This window comes from Bifidobacterium asteroides (genome assembly GCF_030758775.1).
GTDB lineage: Bacteria > Actinomycetota > Actinomycetes > Actinomycetales > Bifidobacteriaceae > Bombiscardovia > Bombiscardovia kimbladii.
On the sequence record NZ_CP132384.1, the window covers coordinates 537,649 to 555,640 of the forward strand.

The following is a 17,992-nucleotide window of genomic DNA, read 5'->3' on the forward strand; positions in this document are numbered from 1 at the left end:
GGTCTGAAGGGGAGCAACACTCGGTTAAAACGGATAAAAAATATTATGTCAAGTTGGGAAGCAGATATTTTCCTCTAGGCGCAGAGGTAAAAATGAAAATGGGTGGCTCCCTGATGTTGGGGGGTGCGGAGCCACCCATCATGGCCGGGCCGTTCTTGGGATGCGGCCCGGCCGTTTACTCGAGCGAAGTGAATTCATGCCTGTGGCGTCCGGCTGCCAGAGCACCGGCGGCGGCAAGCAGGCCGGAGGCGAGCAGAAGGAGTACCCCCGTGTTGCCTGTGAGGGGCAGAATGCCTTTGAAGGTGTAGCTGAGGTGGGTCGGGGTCTGGTTGGCGGTGCCCAGGGACCAGTCCACGATCACATCGGACAGTCCCGGATTGTGGGCTGGCGTGGTCAGGGTGACCGACCCGTCCGCGTTCTGCTGCAGGCTGCCGGCGGGTGTCTGGTCGAACCTGACGCCGGTAATCAGCGGCGGCGGATATAGCGCCACCAGCGTCGGCGTAATGATCTTCGTATCGCTGTTGCTGCCGGTGCCGAGTTGCCCACGATAGTTGTATCCCCAGCTGTAGAGGTTGCCGTCCTGACCGATGGCCAGGGAACAAGCCGATCCTGCGCTGATCCGCGCGACCGCGAACCTCTTGCCTGCGTTGTCCTGGCCTGCGGGGGGTGACACTTGTGAGGGGACGAGCAGCTCGGAGGTGCCCTGGTTGCTGCCCAACTGATCAAAGGTGTTTTCTCCCCATCCCCAGGCTGTGCCGCTCTGGTCGATAGTCAGCGAATATGTGGCTCCGGCGATGATTTGGGCTGCCTGGAATCCCTGGCTGGCATCGGCAGGGTTTTTCACCTGCGTGGGTGTGAACCGGTCGGTCAGCGTGCCATCGCCGATCTGGCCCGATGTGTTCCTTCCCCATGCCCAGGCTGTGCCGTCCTGACCGATGGCCAGTGCGTGGACTTCACCGCTGCTGATCATCCTGGCCTTAAAGGTCTTGCTGGCGTTCTTGGGATCGGGCACGGGAGCTGGGTCGGCAACATATGCGGTGCTGTATTTTCCTGTGCTTTGGCCGTTGCCGAGCTGTCCGTGGTTGTTGTATCCCCAGGTGTATACGTTGCCGTCGGCGTCCAGGGCCATGAGGAAGCTGTATCTTGTGCTTACCTGGACCGCCTTCAGCCCCTTGTCGGAGCCGCTGGGATCCTTGGCCAGGGCCGGCATCAGTTTGGGCGCGCTATAGGTGTCCTGGCCGTTGGTTTCGCTGCCCCAGACGTAGACGCGCCCATTCAGGTCGATTGCTGCCGAATCGGTGAAGCCGGCGGTCACCTGGGTGGCCTTGAAGGGTTGTCCGTCTGGGCCCTTGACGGGCTGTGGCTTGGAGCGGTCTTGCCTGCTGCCGTCGCCAAGCTGGCCATATTGATTTTGTCCCCAGCTGTAGACGGTCTGGTCGGAGCCGATGGCCAGCACGTGGGTTCCGCCTGCGGCGACCTGCGTGTAGGTGAACCCGGTAGCTGCGCCGTCAGGCAGGGGGACCTTGGTCGGCGCGTACTGTGTGGCCGTCGTACTCGGATCCTGGCCCAGCTGCCCGTAGTCGTTGCCGCCCCAGGCGTAGGCATTCCCATCGCTGGTCACCCCTACAGAAAAACCGGCAAAATTATCGCTGGCGCTTACCTGGTTGAAGCGGATGCCCCGGCCGGTTTTGGGCGGGGTGATGGTCACTTGCTGGCCACCCTGGGCATCGCCGTTATTCGGGCTGATTGCCCAGCTGCCGATGTCTACAGGGCTCCAATGGGCGACCAGGGTGATGCTGCTGGTGACGGGCTGGCTGAAGTCGTAAGCCACCTTGGATTCGCCCTTTGAGTCCTTGAGGAACCAGCCGTCGAACAGGCAGCCGTCTTTGGTCGGGTCTGCGATCGGGCGTGTGGCCTGCCTGCCTTCGGTGACGGACTGGGGTCCGGGCATGCCCGAGGGTGCTGTAGGGGAGTCACTGTCGGAAGAAAAAGTGACATGGTAGGTGTTCACGTATTGGTAGGTCAGGTGGGTGTCGGGCTGCTGGCCATTCATGCCCCAGATGATGGTGACATCGGTCTTGCCTGCTGCATGCTGGGGCGTGGTGACGCTCCAGGTGCCGTTCGACTCGGCGATGAGGTTGGTGCCGGGCGTCCCGCCGAAGCTGACGCTGACGGGTCTGGGATCCTCGGGGAATGTGACTGTGCCGGGGTGGGCGTCAGAATGACCAGTGGTCGTGCGTCCCAACTGGCTTCGGCTGTTGTCTCCCCAGCTGTAGAGGTTGCCGTCCGAGCCTAGGATCAGGGAGGAGGTATTCTCTGCGTTGATCTGGATGCAGCTGATGCCTGCCGGCAGGGATACTTTGCCCGGTGTGGCATTTCTCAAGCTGTTGGCATCACGTCCCAGCTGGCCGAATTTGTTGCTCCCCCAGCTGTAGAGGTTGCCGTCCGAGCCTACGGCCAGGGTGTGTTGGTTTCCTGCGCCGAACTGGGTGAATCTCGTGACGCCTTTGGGCAGCGTCACTTTGCCTGGATCGATGTTTTGTGTGGGTGTGTCGGTGTCTCGTCCCATCTGGCCGTAGGCGTTGTAACCCCAGCTGTAGAGGTTGCCGTCTGAGCCCATGGCCAGAGAACACCATCCCTGTGCGGAAATCGCGGTGTATTTCGTAACGCCTTTCGGCAGGATCGCTTTGTTCGGCAGGGTTTCTGGCTGTTCGCTGTTGGTGTTGCGTCCGAGTTCGCCCTCGGTGTTGTCTCCCCAGCTGTAAATGTTGCCGTCCGAGCCCAGAGCCAGGGAATAGAAGGTTCCCCCGCTGATCTGGGTGCAGGTGATGCCTGTCGGCATTGACACTCTGCCTGGCGTGGCGTCGTAGGTCGCTGATCCCGTGTCGCGTCCCAGCTGGCCTCGGCTGTTGTCTCCCCAGCTGTAGAGGTTGCCATCCGAGCCGATGGCCAGGGATTGCGAGTATCCGGCGGTGAACTGGGTGAAGTGGACGCCGGTCGGCGGGGTGACCAGGCCCGGTCTGTCAGCTGGCGTGCTGGCGGTGCTGCGTCCCAGCTGCCCGCTGTCGTTTAGTCCCCAGCTGTAAAGGTTGCCGTCCGAGCCCATGGCCAGGGAAAGGCTCATTCCTGCGCTGGTCTGGGTGAAGTGGACGCCGGTCGGCGGGGTGACCGGGCCTGGGGTGCCTTCTGGCGCCTTGCTCGGTGCGGTGGCTGGTATCTCATTGGTGTCGCGTCCCAGACTTGCTTTGTTTTCTCCCCAGCTGTAGAGGTTGCCGTCCGAGCCCGTGGCCAAGGTATGCCATAGACCCGAGCTGATGTGGCTGAATCGTACGCCGGGTTTGGCGGGTGGGACCAAGGTGATCTTGTCACCTCCGGCGGTTGACCCGGAGGTGGGGGAGAGGCTCCAGGCACTGGTTCCCTTGGTCCAGTGGGCGGTCAGGGTGAGGTCTGCAGTGACGGGTTGGGTGAAGTCGTAGGCAAGATTGCCGGTGAACCAGCCGTCGAACAGGTAGCCGTCCCGGGTCGGGTCCTTGGCGGGCCGGCTGGCCAGTGCGCCGTCATCGACGTTTTGAGGGTCGATGCTGCTGCCGTCGGCGCTGTCGAAGGTGACGGTGTGCCTTGTTGAGCGTGCTTGGGGGCGGCTGTCAGGTGTTTGATCGTGTTCGGGTATGGTGTTCAGTGGCGAGGGTGTTGGTGTCAATGGGGACTGGGGTGTCGTCGGCGTGGCCTGCAGCGTTGGCTGGCTTGTGTCGGTGTTGGTGTGGGTGTCAGTGTCGGCTGTGGCGAGGCTGCCCATGATCAGACTTGCGAGCAGGATGATGGCAAGCAGAAGGCTCACGGCAATGCATGGCCGGGCAGAAGCATCCCTATGGTGCATGATGGCTGCGAACCCCTTTCCCCAAACAGGTGGCTCGATGATGAAAATCCCCAAGTCGCTTCACGAGACGTGTGCCGGGGATCATCCCGACAGCTGTATTGCAGTCTATCACGCGCGGACGGGCAAGAGCGGGAGCAACACCAGGGTGAATAAGAAGGGTGGCTCCGCTGTGTTGGGGGATTGCGGGGCCACCCTTGTAGGTCCGGATCGTCATGATTTGGGGATAGACGTAATCCGGGCCTGCTTACTCGTGCGAAGTCTACTGCTTCTGGCTTCTGGCCTTTCTCAGGCGTCGCGCTGCCATGGTTGCCATGATGATGAGCAGACCAACGGCGAGGGGCAGGAATATGCCGGCGCCGCCGGCCCGGGGCAGGACGCTGATGGAGGTATACAGGTAGGTGTTGCTGGTGTCAGGAAGTTGCTTAACCCCGTTCAGCGTCCAGTTGATGGTTACCGTAACCGGCCCTGGAGTGTAAGGCGGTGTGGTCACCTTCCAGGTACCGTCATTGTTGTCGGTCGGATAAATTCCGCTCGTATTGCCGAACTGAACGAGTTTGGGAATGCCGACTCCAGGGAAGATGACCTTGCCTGGATGCGAATCCTGGTTGCCGCTGACGTCGCGTCCCAGTACACCGTCGGCGCTCTTTCCCCAGCTGTAGGTGTTGCCGTCTGATCCTATGGCTGAGGAGTGATTGTCTCCTGCCTGAGGCTGGATGAGGGTGATGCCGGCTGGAGCCTCCAATTTGGTGGGCAAGTAGTCGGATGTGCTACTGATGTCACGTCCAAGTTGTCCATAATCGTTGTATCCCCAGCTGTAGAGGTTGCCGTCCGATCCTGCAGCGATGGCAAAGTACCTTCCCGCCACAAACCGGGTGAAGTTAACGCCTGAAGGCATGATGACATTGGAAGGGTACATAGATATCATTTGCGAGTTCCCCAACTGACTTTTTAAACCGTTCCCCCAGCTGTATAGATTGTTGTCGGAGCCCAGAGCCAGCGAGAAGTTCAGGCCAGTGCTGGCTTGCGTAAAAGTGATGCCGGTTGGGGCCTTCACTTTGCCTGGCAGAGGGTCGCCTAACGCAGTTAGCGCATTACGTTGGCGGCCCAGTTGGAACGAATCATCGTATCCCCAGCTGTAGAGGTTGCCGTCTGAGCCCAGAGCGAGGACATGCCTGCTGGATGGCCCTGTGAAAACCTGGGTGAATGTGATGCCTTCGGGTGCAGCTACTCTAAGAGGATTTCTGCTCGTGGCTCCTATCCTGCCTTGCCCTAGTGCGCCGGCCGAATTGTCTCCCCAGGCGTAGAGGTTGCCGTCTGAGCCTGATGCCAAGGCGAAGCGATCGCCCGCGTAGACTCGAGTGTAGTGGATGCCCGCAGGCGGTGCGACTTTGTCGGGGGCATTGTAATTGTTGCCAAAGGTGGATCGCCCCAGCTGATCATAAGTGTTGTTTCCCCAGGTGTATACATAGCCGTCTGAGCCAAGGGCCAGGGCGAAGGTTTGTCCTGCAGCGGCCTGGGTATAGCGGACTCCGGCGGGGGTTTCCACCACGACAGGCTTACCTGAGGTGGTGTGTCCAAGCTGGTAATCATAATTGAGTCCCCAGCTGTAAAGGTTGCCGTCTGAACCGAGAGCCAGGGAAAAATCATCTCCCGATTGGACCCAAGAGAAGCGGATTCCGCGTGTGCCTTGCGGCGGGGTAAGTTTGACGCTCTGGCCGCCGGTTTGCGGTCGCTTCCTTCTTGTCGATGGTCCAGTGCGAGACAGGACTGAAGTGGGCGGCCAAGGTGATGTCCCCGGTGACGGGCTGGTTGAAGTCGTAGGCTATATTGGAGTCGCCCTTGGAGTCTTTGAGGAACCAGCCGTCGAACAGATAGCCGTTCTTGGCTGGATCCTTGTCCGGGCGAGCAGCCTGATCGCCATCCATGACCTGCTGGGCCTCTGGTGTTGGTGTGCCGCCTGCGCTGTCGAAGGTGACCGTGTACGTGGAACCGTCGTACTGGTAGAGCAGGTGTGCATCGGGCTGATGGCCGTTTCTGGTCCAGGCGACCGTCACGTCCACCTGGCCTTTTTTGTGTGCAGGGGTGCGGAAGTTCCAGGTGCCGTTCTGGTTCTTGATCAAGTCGGAAATCGGTGTTCCATCCAGCTTGGCGCTGATGAATTTGAATGCTTGTGGAAAGTCTGCCTTGTTTGGGGTGGTAACTGGCGCACTGCTGGAGGCACCAGTGCCCAGTTGGCTGCTGCTATTGTCACCCCAGCCGTAGAGGTAGCCGTCCGAGCCCATGGCCAGGACGTGCCTGTACCCTGCAATGGCCTGGGTATAGGTGACGCCGTCGGGCGTGACCGCTTTGCCCGGCTGGTTTGTGGTTTCACCACCCGTATCCTGTCCCAGCTGGCTGCTGCTGTTGTCTCCCCAGCTATAGATGTTGCCGTCGGAGGCGGTTACCAGCGAGTAGTCGTGTCCGGCGCTGATCAGCCTTGTCCTGATGCCGTCAGGCAGGGCTACCTTGCTGGGCTGGCTGGTGCCGCCGTACCCCCAGCTGTATGTATTGCCATTTGAATCAACGGCCAGCATGTGGCGGTATCCCGCGCTGATCTGGCTGAAGCTCATGCCGTCCGCCGTAGTCATCCTGTATGCCCGATCGGCCGGTTCACTGGCGCTGGGTGTACGTCCCAGCTGGCCGCTACTGTTGTCTCCCCAGCTGTAGACGCTGCCGTCGGATGCGAGTGCAAGGGAGGCCTTGCCGCCTGCGGTTACCTGGGTGATCTTTACGCCTTTTGGAAGCGGCACCGGGTTCGGGTTCCCGGGTCCATAGTGGGTCGTGGTGTTGCCGACTTCGCGTCCCAGCTGGCCGCTGCTGTTGTCTCCCCAGCTGTACACAGTTCCATCCGAGCATGCGGCCAGCACATAGTTTGGTCCTGTGCTGACTTGAACAAAACTTTGGGTGGCATTTACAGATGGGATCACCTGATTTGGTGGGAGACTTGGTGAGAAGGAGATGCCTTGCCCCGCCTGGCCTTTTTCATTGTTCCCCCAGCTGTATAAATTGTGATTGATGTCGATGGCCACAGCGTAATCGTCTCCTGCGCTGATCTGGAGGAAGCGGGTGCCGTTTGGCACATCTACTCGTCCTGGCCGATCGGCGGGTTCGCTGTCAGTGGGGGTGCGTCCCAGCTGCCCCTTGCTGTTGTTTCCCCAGCTATATAGCACTCCGAGTGAGTCGAGGGCTAGTGAAAAGTCTTTTCCTGCGCTGAACTGGCTGAAACGAATATCTCCTATGGCCGGCGGGGTCAGGGTGGCTGTCGTGTTGCCGGCGGTAGGGCCATGATTGGGGCTAAGACTCCAGGAATTGAGACCCTGGACCCAGTGGGCCGTCAGCTTGAGGTCTCCGGTGACGGGCTGGGTAAAGTCATAAGCGACATTCCCAATGAACCAGCCAACAAAAGAATAGCCTTTGCAGTAAGGGTCCGGGGGACGTGTCACCCTGCTTCCAGGGCTGAGTATTAACTTTTGTGTTGACGAACCTATTGTGCTGTCAAAAGTTACTGTGTATGTTGTGGCAAAGCGTGGCCGGACCGAGTTTCCGCTGCTTTCGCTCACCTTATCAGAATCCTTGGGATTATTTTCAGACGGGGTGGTGGTCGGAACTGGGGAGGAGTCGGAAGAGGGATTCGGCTTGGTGGGATTCTGGGGTGCGGTAGTACTTGACGGGGAATCTGAAGTGCCCGGAGCAGTGGAAGGCGCTGAGGGCGCTGAGGGTGTTGTTGAGGTGTTTGGGGTTGCTGTAGGTGAAGAAGGCGTCGCGGGTTTTGTTGACGGGCTCTGCGAGATTACGGTGCTGGAGGAAGTGCCGGGGTTTTGCTTATCTACCCGAGCGGTCGGTCGACCCCCCCCCCCCGGTGCCATTTAGAGCAGTCTGCGCGCTCGCGCTGGCTGCTCTAGAATCGTTCGTGACTGGCTCGGCAGTAGCAGCAAGGCCAGTCAGAAGGCTGGCAGGCAGGATAATCGCGAGCAGAAGGCCAGCAACAGTGGATGACCGAATCTGCTTTTTCCGACGATGACGCATGATGGGTGCGATCCCCTTCCTCAAAATCAACGGCCCGTTAATAAAAACCCCAAGAAAAACGAGCTACACGCCGGGAGCGATCCCGACTTCTCTTTCATCATGCTACCACGCTCTGCACACATTGACTGCCGGACTGGAATTTGGCGGGATTGCAGACAAGCAGCTGCTGCACAGTGGGTGTCTATATTTTTTCTGTTGCTGCTGGGTTTGATGTGTGAGGGGGATGAAATGAAGAGGGGTGGGTGGCTCCGCTGTGTTGGGGACTGCGGGGCCACCCTGTTTGGCCGGGCCATCTTGGGGTATGGTCCGGCTGCTTACTCGTGTGAAGTCTCTAGCTTCGCAGGTTGCGGGATTCGCGCCGGTGGCGTCCCGCTGCTGCAGCGCCAGCAGCGGCGAGCATTCCAGCCGCCAGCAAAATCAAGGTCCCGCTGCTGCCTGCGTGCGGCAACATGCCTTCGTAGGTGTAGGCCAGGTGCGCTTGAGGCTGTACGATCCCTCCCAGGGTCCAGTCCACGATCACATCGGCCTGTCCCGGATTGTGGGCAGGGGTGGTCAGGGAGACGGACTGATCAGGGTTCTGCAACAGGGAGTCGACCACCGTCTTGTCGAATCTGACACTGGTGATCAGCAGTGCCTGATTGAAGGCCACTGAGGTCGGCTTACGGCTCTGCTGCAGGCTTCCGTTGCCGAGTTGGCCGTATGTGTTGTCGCCCCAGGCGTAAGCGTTGCCATCCCGGCCGATGGCCAGGGAATGATATTGGGCTGCGCTGATTTGCGTGGCCTGCAGGGATTCGCTGGTGTTGGCGGAAGAGTCGGTGCTCAGCACTTTTGTAGGCGTTTGCAGTGGATAGACGTCGCCGTTGCCCACTTGCCCATAGGCGTTGTATCCCCATCCCCAGGTGTTGCCTGCGCTGTCGACGGCCAGAGAGTATATGACTCCTGCGCTGATGCTTACCGCGGTGAAGTTGCCTGTCCTGCCGGGATTCTTCACCGGTTTGGGGACGGGCTGGTCGTAGGTGGAACCGTTCCCTAATTGGCCGGAATTGTTGTGCCCCCAGCTCAGGACGGCCCCATTCTTGTCGATGGCTAGGCCGTGGTCCGTGCCTGCGCTGATTTGAGTGGCTTGCAGTCCTTTATTAGGGTCCTCGGGGCTGTTCGGGTTGCGCACCTTTGCTGGTGTGGCTGTGTATGTGCTGCTGGTGCTGTTGTTGCCGAGTTGACCGTAGTTGTTGTATCCCCAAGCGTATGCGTTGCCGTCCGCGTCCAGAGCCAAGATGAAGCTCCATCCGAGGCTGACCTGCACCGCCTGCAGTCTTTGGCCGGAGCCGTCAGGGGCGGCTGCTGGGGCAGGTGTCTTCTGTGGCTGGGTGAAGCTGGGATTGAAGTTACCGTCGCGGCTGTTGCCTTCGCTGCCCCAGGTGTAGACGTTCCCATTTAGGTCGATGGCGGCCGAGTCGTAGGCACCGGCGCTCACTTGGACGGCCTTGAAAGGCCGGCTTGTGTCGGACGGGTCCGGCACGGATTGTGGCGTGGAATGGTCGACGGTTGTGTTGTCGCCCAGTTGGCCGTGGTCGTTGGCGCCCCAGCTGTAGACGATTTGGTCGGAGCCTATGGCAAGCACGTGGAAGCCGCCCGCTACGATCTGTGTGTAGGTGAAGGTGGAGTCCACGCCGTCCGGCAGGGGGATCTTGACCGGCTTGTTCTGCTTGGCTGTGTTGCCAATGCCGAGTTGACCATGCTGGTTGCTGCCCCAGGCATAGGCGTTCCCATCACTGGCCACTCCTACGGAGAAGCCTTTGGCGTCACTCATCTGGTAGCCACCTGCACTGACTTGGTTGAAGCGGATGCCCCGGCTGGTTTTGGGCGGCGTGATGGTTACCTGCTGGCCGCCCATCGAGCTGCCCTTGATCGGGTTGATCGACCACCCGCCGCTATTGGTTTGACTCCAATGCGCGATTAGTGCGACATCTCCAGTGACAGGCTGGCTGAAGTCATAGGCGACCTTGGAATCGCCATTGGCATCCTTGATGAACCAACCATCAAACAGGCAGCCGTCCGCTTTCGGATCGGGGTATGGGCGCACGGCCTGCCCGCCCTCAGTGACGGACTGGTTTTGGGGCATGTCGGAAGAGGCCGGACAGGACTTGTCTTTGTTGCTGAAGGAGACGGTGTATTTTGGTCCATCATATCGATAGGTCAAATGCACATCCGGCTGCGACGCCCCATTTATGGTCCATTGGACGGTCACATCCGCCTTCCCCTTTGCATGTGGCGGGGCAGTGGCGCTCCAGGTGTTGCCATTCGTGTTCTTTGACAGGTCTTTAATAGTGGTTCCGTCGAACTTAATGCCAGTGAGGTCGGGTGTGCCGAGCGTCGACACCACTCCGCGTTCTTTATCGCCGGCGGCGCCGTGCCCTAGTTCGCCGTAATAGTTGAAGCCCCAGGTATACAGGTAGCCATCTGAGCCCAGTCCCATGGTATAGCCGTTGTTTATGCTGGCCTGCTTCCAGGTGAAGTCATCCTTGTCACTGTCTGGCTTGGCCACAATTCCCGGGCCGCTTACCGGGGTAGCGTGCCCGAGCTCGCCGTCGCCTCCCGTTCCCCAGCTGTAAAGGTTGCCGTCTGAGCCGAGCCCCATGGAGTGGTAGTCAGTCGTCATGCAGTCAATGTAATTGACGTTTGCCGGTTTATAGACAGCTGCCGGACGGTTGGCTGCATTGAGGCTCAGGTCGCGTCCCAGCATGACTTCTTGAAGATCCGAACCCCAGGTATAGATATTTCCATCCGAGCCCAAAGCCATGGAATTATAATGGGCTGATCCAGTCTGGAGCCATGTGAAGTCGCTGGGGACACCTGCAGGCTTGTCAATCTTGCCGGGGATGGGATTCTTCCTTGTATCAGTGGTGTCGCGGCCTAGTTGGTCAAAGTCGTTGTTCCCCCAACTGTAGAGGTTGCCGTCTGAACCGATCGCAATCGTATCGTAGAACCCTCCGTTTGCCTGAATCCAGGAGAAGTTGGATGATGCATTCGCGGGTTTGTCGACCTTAGCCGGTTCTTTGACTTGCTGAGTTCCCCCATCATGACCCAGTTGTCCATACTCGTTCCATCCCCAGCTGTAGAGATTTCCAAGGGAATCAAAAGCCATGGCGTGGTTTGCCGCTGCCTTGATGCGGGTGAATTTGATGGTGTCCTGCTTGTCTACAGGTCTTGGTGTCTGGTCACCGCCGAAGAGATTGTAAACACCATCGCGTCCAAGCTCATAAAAGTCGTTGTCTCCCCAACTATAGAGAATGCCGTCAGAACCGAGAGCCAGGGCAAAAGTGTTTCCTGCGCTGACCTGAACCCAGGTGAAGTCGGATGGTACGTTTGCGGGTCTGTCGACCTTACCGGGTGTGGGGTTGGGATCGTATAGGCTGCTGCTGGCTGTTCGACCAAGCTGGCCTTTCTGGTTGGAACCCCAGCTGTAGATGTTGCCGTCTGATCCCAATGCCACAGCAAAGTTATTTCCTGCGCTGATCTGACTGAACCGAATATTGGGTATGACGGGTGGGGTAAGAGTGACTTTGGTGTTGCCGCTCGCTGGCCCATGGACGGGATCAATGCTCCAGGTACTGGAGCCTTTTGTCCAGTGGGCTGTTAGGGTGATGTCGCTGGTGACCGGCTGACTGAAATCATAGGCCACGGGTGTGTCACCTATGAGCCATCCGACGAATATATAGCCGATTCTTGAGGGATTGACGGGTCGGCTTACACGGTTTCCGTCCGTGATTTTTTGTTCTGTGCTGGTTTGCTGTTCAGGGTCGTTGAAGGTGACGGTATGTTGAGCGGATGAGCGTGGCTGTGATCGGCCGTTTACATGTTCATCGGCAGCGATTCTTTTATTGGGCCCTGGGATGGTGGGTGACGGCAGCTGCGTTGTGTTGAGCGGGGAGGATGTAGCTAGGGGTGATGGCGTAGAGAGGGGTGTGGTTGAAGGCGTTGCCTTACTGGGGGAAATACCGGAATTTTGCTTAGCTACGCGAGGGGTCTGACGACCCCCCCCCCCGGTGCCTCCTGCTGTGGCAGGCGCGCTCGCGCCGGACACAGCAGGCTCGCTGACCTCAGTGCTGGCATCGGCGCTGGATCCGACAAGCAGGCCTAGAGGCAGGATGACAGCCAGCAGTGTGCTGATGGCCATAGCCGGTCCGATAGACGTGTGCTGATGCTGACGCATGATAAGCATGATCCCCTTCCCCAGGAACTGTGGCTACATGTCCGGAACTCCCCAGTCCGGATTCCCCGCCGCGCGCCGGGCACAATCCCGGTTTCATCTGCAACAACTTTATCACTCTGGTGGACATGTCTATTCAAAGCTCTATCGAGGTTCTAGCAAGTTCAGGGAGATTGATCTTGTGCTGCCTGAGGAGTTTTGTTCTATCTGGTTCTTCTGTCTGGCTTATTGATTCTTCCGGCCGAGCGGAAGCAAAAGAGAAATGGGTGGCTCCGTTGTGTTGGGGGAGCGCGGGGCCACCCTGTTTGGCCGGGCCACCTTGGGGTATGGTCTGGCTGCTTACTCGTGTGAAGTCTTCAGGCTTGCAGGCTGCGTGCCTCCCGCCGGTGGCGTCCGGCCGCGATGGCGCCGGCCGCGGCGAGCAGCCCGGTGGCAAGCAGGAGGATCATGGTTCCATTGCTACCGGTGTGGGGGAGCATGCCTTCGTAGGTATAGGCCAGATGCGCCTGGGGCTGGACGACCCCGCCCAGGGTCCAGTCGACGATGACATCAGCCTGTCCTGGATTGTGGGCGGGGGTGGTCAGGGTGACGGATCTGTCAGAGTTCTGTTGCAGGGTGTCCACGCCCGTCTGGTCGAAGCTGACGCCGGTGATCAGCAGGACCGGGTTGAAGGCCACCAGAGCCGGAGAGCTGCTCTGTGTTGTGCTCCCGTCGCCGAGTTGGCTGTATGTGTTGTCGCCCCAGGCGTAGGCGTTGCCATCCTGACCGATGGCCAGGGAGTGGTTTCGTCCTGCGCTGGCGCGTGCTGCTGAGAGCCCGCTGCCGGCCTTGCCTTGGCCGGCGGGCGGTGATATGCGCGTAGGTGTTAGCTGGTCGTTGGTGGTGTTGGTGCCGAGCTGGCCGTCGGTGTTCCATCCCCATGCCCAGGATGCGCCGTTCTGGTCGATGGCCAGGGAGTGGTGCACGCCGGCGCTGATCCATGCTGCCTGCAATCCTTGGCTGGAGTTTGTGGGGCTTGGCACCTGCCTGGGGGAGGGCCGGCTGGTTGTCGTCCCGTCGCCCAGCTGCCCGTGGTCGTTGTATCCCCATGCCCAGGTAGCGCCATACTGGTTGATGGCCAGGGCGTGGTTGGCTCCTGCGCTGATTTGCGAGGCTTTGAAAGTCCTGCTGGCGTTCCCAGGGTCAGGCACGGGTGCCGGGTCGGCGGCGTATGTGGTGCTGTATTCTCCTGTGGCCGCGCCGTTTCCGAGCTGCCCGTAGTTGTCGTATCCCCAGGTGTATAGGCTGCCGTCCGTGTCCATGGCCATGATGAAGCTCCAGCCGAGGCTGACCTGGGCAGCGTGCAGTCCTTGGCTTGAGCCGTTGGGGTCCTTCGCTAGTGTCGGCGCCAGTTTAGACGTGCTGTATGCGGTGTAGTTGTTGTTTTCGCTGCCCCAGGTGTAGACGCGGCCCTGCTGGTCGATGGCGGCCGAGTCGTAGGCTCCTGCGCTCACCTGGACGGCTTGGAATGGCTGGCTTTTGTCAGATGGGTCAGATATGGGCTGCGGCTTGGAATGGCTGGCGGTGGTGCCGTCGCCCAGCTGCCCGTGGTCGTTGGCCCCCCAGCTGTAGACGATGCCGTCGCTGCCGACAGCCAGCACGTGGTAGCCGCCAGCTGCAACCTGCGTGTAGGTAAAGCCGGCGGCCACGCCGTCGGGCAAGGGAACCTTGACCGGCGTTTTCTGCGTGGTGCTGTTGGCGGTGCCTTGGCCAAGCTGGCCGTGCTGGTTGCTGCCCCAGGCGTAGGCGTTCCCGTCGCTGGCCACGCCCACGGAGAATCCGTGGAAGTCACCGGCCTGGTAGCCGCCGGCGCTGACCTGGTTGAAGCGGATGCCTCGGCTTATCTTGGGCGGCGTGATGGTTGCCTGCTGGCCGCCCATCGAGCTGCCCTTGACCGGGTTGATCGCCCAGTCGCCGGTATTGGCTGGGCTCCAGTGCGCGACCAGCGTGATGTCTGCGGTGACCGGCTGGCTGAAATCATAAGCCACATTGGAATTACCTTCGGCATCCTTGAGGAACCAGCCATCAAACAGACAACCGTCTACTTTTGGTTCTGGATAGGGACGCTTTACCTGTCCGCCCTCTGTGATGGACTGGTCCGCTGGCATGTCTGAAGGCATCGGACAGGCAGCGTCCGTGGATGTGAATCCGACGTTGTATTTGGGCCCGGTGTAAGTGTAGGACAGATATGCGTCCGGCTGAGGTCCGTTCATGCTCCAAGTGATGGTGACATTCACCCATCCCTTGCTGTGCGGCGGAGTGGTGACGCTCCAGGTGCCGTCCGCGTTGGCAGCTAGCCCTGTGCCTGGTGTCCCGCCGAATTTGACGCTGGTGATTGCGGCATGGTTGGTCAGGGGAATCGTACCTGGCTGATAAGAATCCCGTTTCTTAGTGTCTCGTCCCAGTTGGCCATTGGAGTTGCGTCCCCAGCTGTAGAGGTTGCCGTCGGAGCCGATTGCCACAGCATGATCGCCACCTCCGATAACCTGGGTGTAGTTGACGTTCTTCGCTGGCGGGTCGATTTTAGTTGGTTGGGGATCTGTCGCATTCCAATATGGCCTTGCTAGTTGTGCATGGCTGTTGTTTCCCCACGTATATAGGATCCCTTTGTCGTCCAAGGCGAAGCCATTCCAGTCTCCCGCGCTGATCTGGATTATGTGTGTCTTTGTAGGTACGTTGACCTTGCCTCGTGGGTTGATCCTTGTGCTGCCGGTGTATCGTCCCAGCTGGCTGAAATTGTTGTATCCCCAGCTGTAGAGCACCCCATTCGAATCCAAGGCCAGGCAGTGCATGCCTTTGGCGATTACTTGTGTGTAGCGGACTCCGGCAGCAGGCGTATCCACTTTCCCTGGACTGCCGGTCGGTGTAGTGCTGGCGTCGCGGCCCAGCTGACCATGGCCATTGCCTCCCCAGCTGTATAAGTTTCCATCAGTGTCGAAAGCCATGCAGTAGTCATATCCAGAGGTGATCTGGGTGAAACGGATTCCTGTCGGGGTGTCCACTTTGCCTGGCCTGGTAGTCGGCGTGGTGGTAGTCCCGCGTCCCAGTTCGCCGTCGCTGTTGTACCCCCAGCTGTAGATGCTGCCGTCCGAGGCTAGTGCTTCTGAGTGGTACTTTCCTGCGCTGACCTGGGTGAAACGAATTCCTGCAGGGGCGTCCACTTTTCCAGGAGTATCGGCTGGTGTGGTGTTGGTGTTACGCCCAAGCTGACCATAACTGCTGCTGCCCCAGCTGTACAGGTTCCCTTCTGAATCAAGGGCTAGGGAGTGATCGTAACCTGCGCTGACCTGGATGAAGCGAAGTCCGGCTGGGGTGTCTTCCCTACTTGGTTGCCAGTTGTAGTCGGAGCCATACATTTCTCCCCAGTGGTAGATGCTGCCGTCTGATCCCACTGCCACTGAATATTGGTATCCTGCGCTGAACTGGCTGAAGCGGATGGTTCGAGCCGGAGGTGCAGTCAGGGTGATTAAAGTGTTGCCAGCTGTGGGTCCTTGAGTAGGTGAGAGGTCCCAGACATCACCGTTTTTGGTCCAACGGGCTTCCAGAGTCATGTCGCTGGTGACAGGCTGGCTGAAGTCGTAAGCGGTCAATGTGCCGCTGATGAACCAGCCATCAAACGAATAGTTGGGTCGGGCTGGGTCGGCAGGCCTCAGCGCTTGGGCGCCTTCATTGACGGTTTGATCAGGCGTGGTGGTTCCGCCCTCTGTATCAGAGAACTTGATGGTGTACTGGGCGGCTGAGCGGGTCTGGGGATTTTCGGTATTCGTGCTTGGCGCGGCGGATGCAGTCGGTTGAATTGGTTCTAGGGGCGATGATGTGTTTAAAGGCGATGGGGTTGCCAGTGGTGATTGGGGTGTTTCTGATGTGGCTGTTGGCGTTGCCTTGCTGGGGAAAATGCCGGAATTTTGCTTAGCTACGCGAGGGGTCTGACGACCCCCCCCCCCCGGCGCCTCCTGCTATGGCTGGCGCGCTCGCGCCGGACGCAGCAGGCTCGCTGGCGGTGGTGCTGGCATCGGCGCTTGTGCCGGCAAGGAGTCCTAGAGGCAGGATGAAAGATAGCAGAAGACTGACGGCCGCGGCCGGTCTGATCGACATGTGCTGATGCTGACACCTATTAAGCATGATCCCCTTCCCCAAAGGCTGACCCACCGGCCCCTACCGGTTGAAATACCCTTGGAGGCTTCTCTGACGTTGCGTATATCCCCATCCCTCTGTGCGAGGGTACAAGCAGGAAGCCTTGCATCTTTCAACTATACTACGTGCCGATAAGGTTCTCTCAGGTGGAATGTCGGGTAAGCAATTCTGAGTCGGACTTCAACGTTGATGGGTGCATGACTAGGAATGATCCATTGGCCACTGATCAGGCAGGCCAACCGGCGATCAGGGCGTGCAGGCCCTTGCGGTAGCTGGTCTCCATAAGGGTGCCTATTCCGTCATCCGTAGAAGCGAAGAGTGTCTTCAGATCATCGAATCCTTGGGTATCTTCAGCCAGTCTTTTGGCCAGTTCCGTATTGGTCTGGCCACCCGCACCGCCGACCGGGGGAGAGGCCTGGGCGATGGCACTGCCCAGGGTCAGTCCTGCAAGGCTGTTGAGCAGGTGGATGGTGTCGGAATCGACCTTGAGTCCGTGGGCGGTCAGCTGGTTCAGCCAGGTGCTGACCATGTGGAAGGATTGGTCGGTGTTGATGGGATGCGTGGCCATGAGCGGGAGCGCCCGGGGATGCGAAAGCAGCGTCCGGTGAACCTGGAGCATGACATCTTCAAGCGCTTGCCGCCATCCCATGCCCTGTGGTATGGAGTTCAGGTCGGTGGCTGACTGCCAGATGAGCTCGACGATCCCATCAAGCAGGGCGGCCTTGCTGGGCACATGGCGGTAGATGGCCGGCCCCGACACCCCCATTTGCTTGCCCAAGGCGCGGATGTTCAGGGCCTCCAGTCCGTGCTCGTCGACGAAATAGAGGGCGGAACGCAGAACGTAGTCGCGGTTGAGCGTCGTCTTGACGGGTGCCTTGGGTGGGTCAGCCATGCTTTCCTCACTCCTTCCGCTGTACTCCTCTCTTGAATAGTACCGTTGCCAGGAGAGCCAGGGCGAGCAGGAAGGCCAGCAGGATACGCAGGTCAGGCCATACATCCGCCATTCCGGCATGGTCGAAATTGATTTTTCCTATGGCATCCATGGCCCAGTAGACGGGGCTGCCCTTGGCCAGCTTCTGTGCCCATTCCGGGAACCCGGAGACAGGGCTGAGCGCGCCGCCCATGCCAGCCAGGAGCATGCCAAGAATGTTGTTGAAGGACATGGCCATGTTTTGCGAGGACGAGAAGATGTAGAGCAGCAGGCCGAAGAGGGTCAGCACAACCGAAATGACCAGGCAGACCGCGGCCAGGGCCAGGACTGATCCATTGGGCCGATAGTGGTAGAGCGCCGTCCCGATGAGCATGACGACAGCGACCTGGACCACCTGCACCATGAAGGACACGCTCAGTTTGGCCATGACCAGGTCGAAGAGGGAGACCGCCGACACCCGCATTCTGTCCCAGGTATGCCATTCGTGCTCCTGGAAGAAGAGTTGGAGGACCAGCTGCAAGGAAAACATGGCGAAAAGGATGGCGAACCCAGGAAGCGCCTGCTCGGATCCGTTGGCGCCCAGATGCCCCTGGGCTCTCAGCGAGTCCCGGTAGGAGGGCAGCATGAAGGGGATGATGATCAGTGGAATGGCCACGATGACCGCCTGCAGCCAGATGCTTCGCAGCTCGATTTTGAAATTGAGGCGGAATGTCGCCAAGTATCCGTTGAAATGCAC

At 59.6% G+C, this 17,992-nt stretch carries 7 protein-coding genes; all 7 read right to left on the minus strand.

Features of this window, described 5'->3' with window-relative positions; all coding sequences use genetic code 11:
• Positions 1–175 precede the first annotated feature (175 nt).
• Complete coding sequence (locus RAM15_RS01945) at positions 176–3,838, minus strand: RCC1 domain-containing protein (RefSeq protein WP_306221833.1); 3,663 nt, start codon at positions 3,836–3,838, stop codon at positions 176–178.
• A gap of 298 nt (positions 3,839–4,136) precedes the next feature.
• Positions 4,137–5,552, minus strand: coding sequence for an RCC1 domain-containing protein (locus tag RAM15_RS01950; RefSeq protein ID WP_306222222.1), 1,416 nt, complete (start codon positions 5,550–5,552; stop codon positions 4,137–4,139).
• Positions 5,521–7,782 carry an RCC1 domain-containing protein gene (locus tag RAM15_RS01955; RefSeq protein WP_306221834.1) on the minus strand — a complete coding sequence of 754 codons (2,262 nt, stop codon included), beginning with the start codon at positions 7,780–7,782 and terminating at the stop codon, positions 5,521–5,523. The genes RAM15_RS01950 and RAM15_RS01955 overlap by 32 nt, the downstream gene beginning before the upstream one ends.
• 491 nt (positions 7,783–8,273) lie before the next feature.
• Positions 8,274–12,164 carry an RCC1 domain-containing protein gene (locus tag RAM15_RS01960; RefSeq protein WP_306221835.1) on the minus strand — a complete coding sequence of 1,297 codons (3,891 nt, stop codon included), beginning with the start codon at positions 12,162–12,164 and terminating at the stop codon, positions 8,274–8,276.
• A gap of 344 nt (positions 12,165–12,508) precedes the next feature.
• On the minus strand, positions 12,509–16,087 hold the full coding sequence (locus RAM15_RS01965; RefSeq protein ID WP_306222223.1) for an RCC1 domain-containing protein: 3,579 nt from the start codon (positions 16,085–16,087) through the stop codon (positions 12,509–12,511).
• A gap of 464 nt (positions 16,088–16,551) precedes the next feature.
• Positions 16,552–17,217, minus strand: coding sequence for a TetR/AcrR family transcriptional regulator (locus tag RAM15_RS01970; protein ID WP_306221836.1), 666 nt, complete (start codon positions 17,215–17,217; stop codon positions 16,552–16,554).
• Between the two features lie 7 nt (positions 17,218–17,224).
• Entirely contained in the window at positions 17,225–17,992 is a 768-nt protein-coding gene (locus tag RAM15_RS01975) for an ABC transporter permease (protein ID WP_306221837.1), read from the minus strand.

Excerpts from the sequence above, each read along its gene's own strand:
- RAM15_RS01955 (WP_306221834.1), bottom strand. The coding sequence starts at position 7,782 with ATGGCACCGGGGGGGGGGGGTCGACCGACCGCTCGGGTAGATAAGCAA.
- RAM15_RS01960 (WP_306221835.1), bottom strand. The coding sequence starts at position 12,164 with ATGCTTATCATGCGTCAGCATCAGCACACGTCTATCGGACCGGCTATG.
- RAM15_RS01970 (WP_306221836.1), bottom strand. The coding sequence starts at position 17,217 with ATGGCTGACCCACCCAAGGCACCCGTCAAGACGACGCTCAACCGCGAC.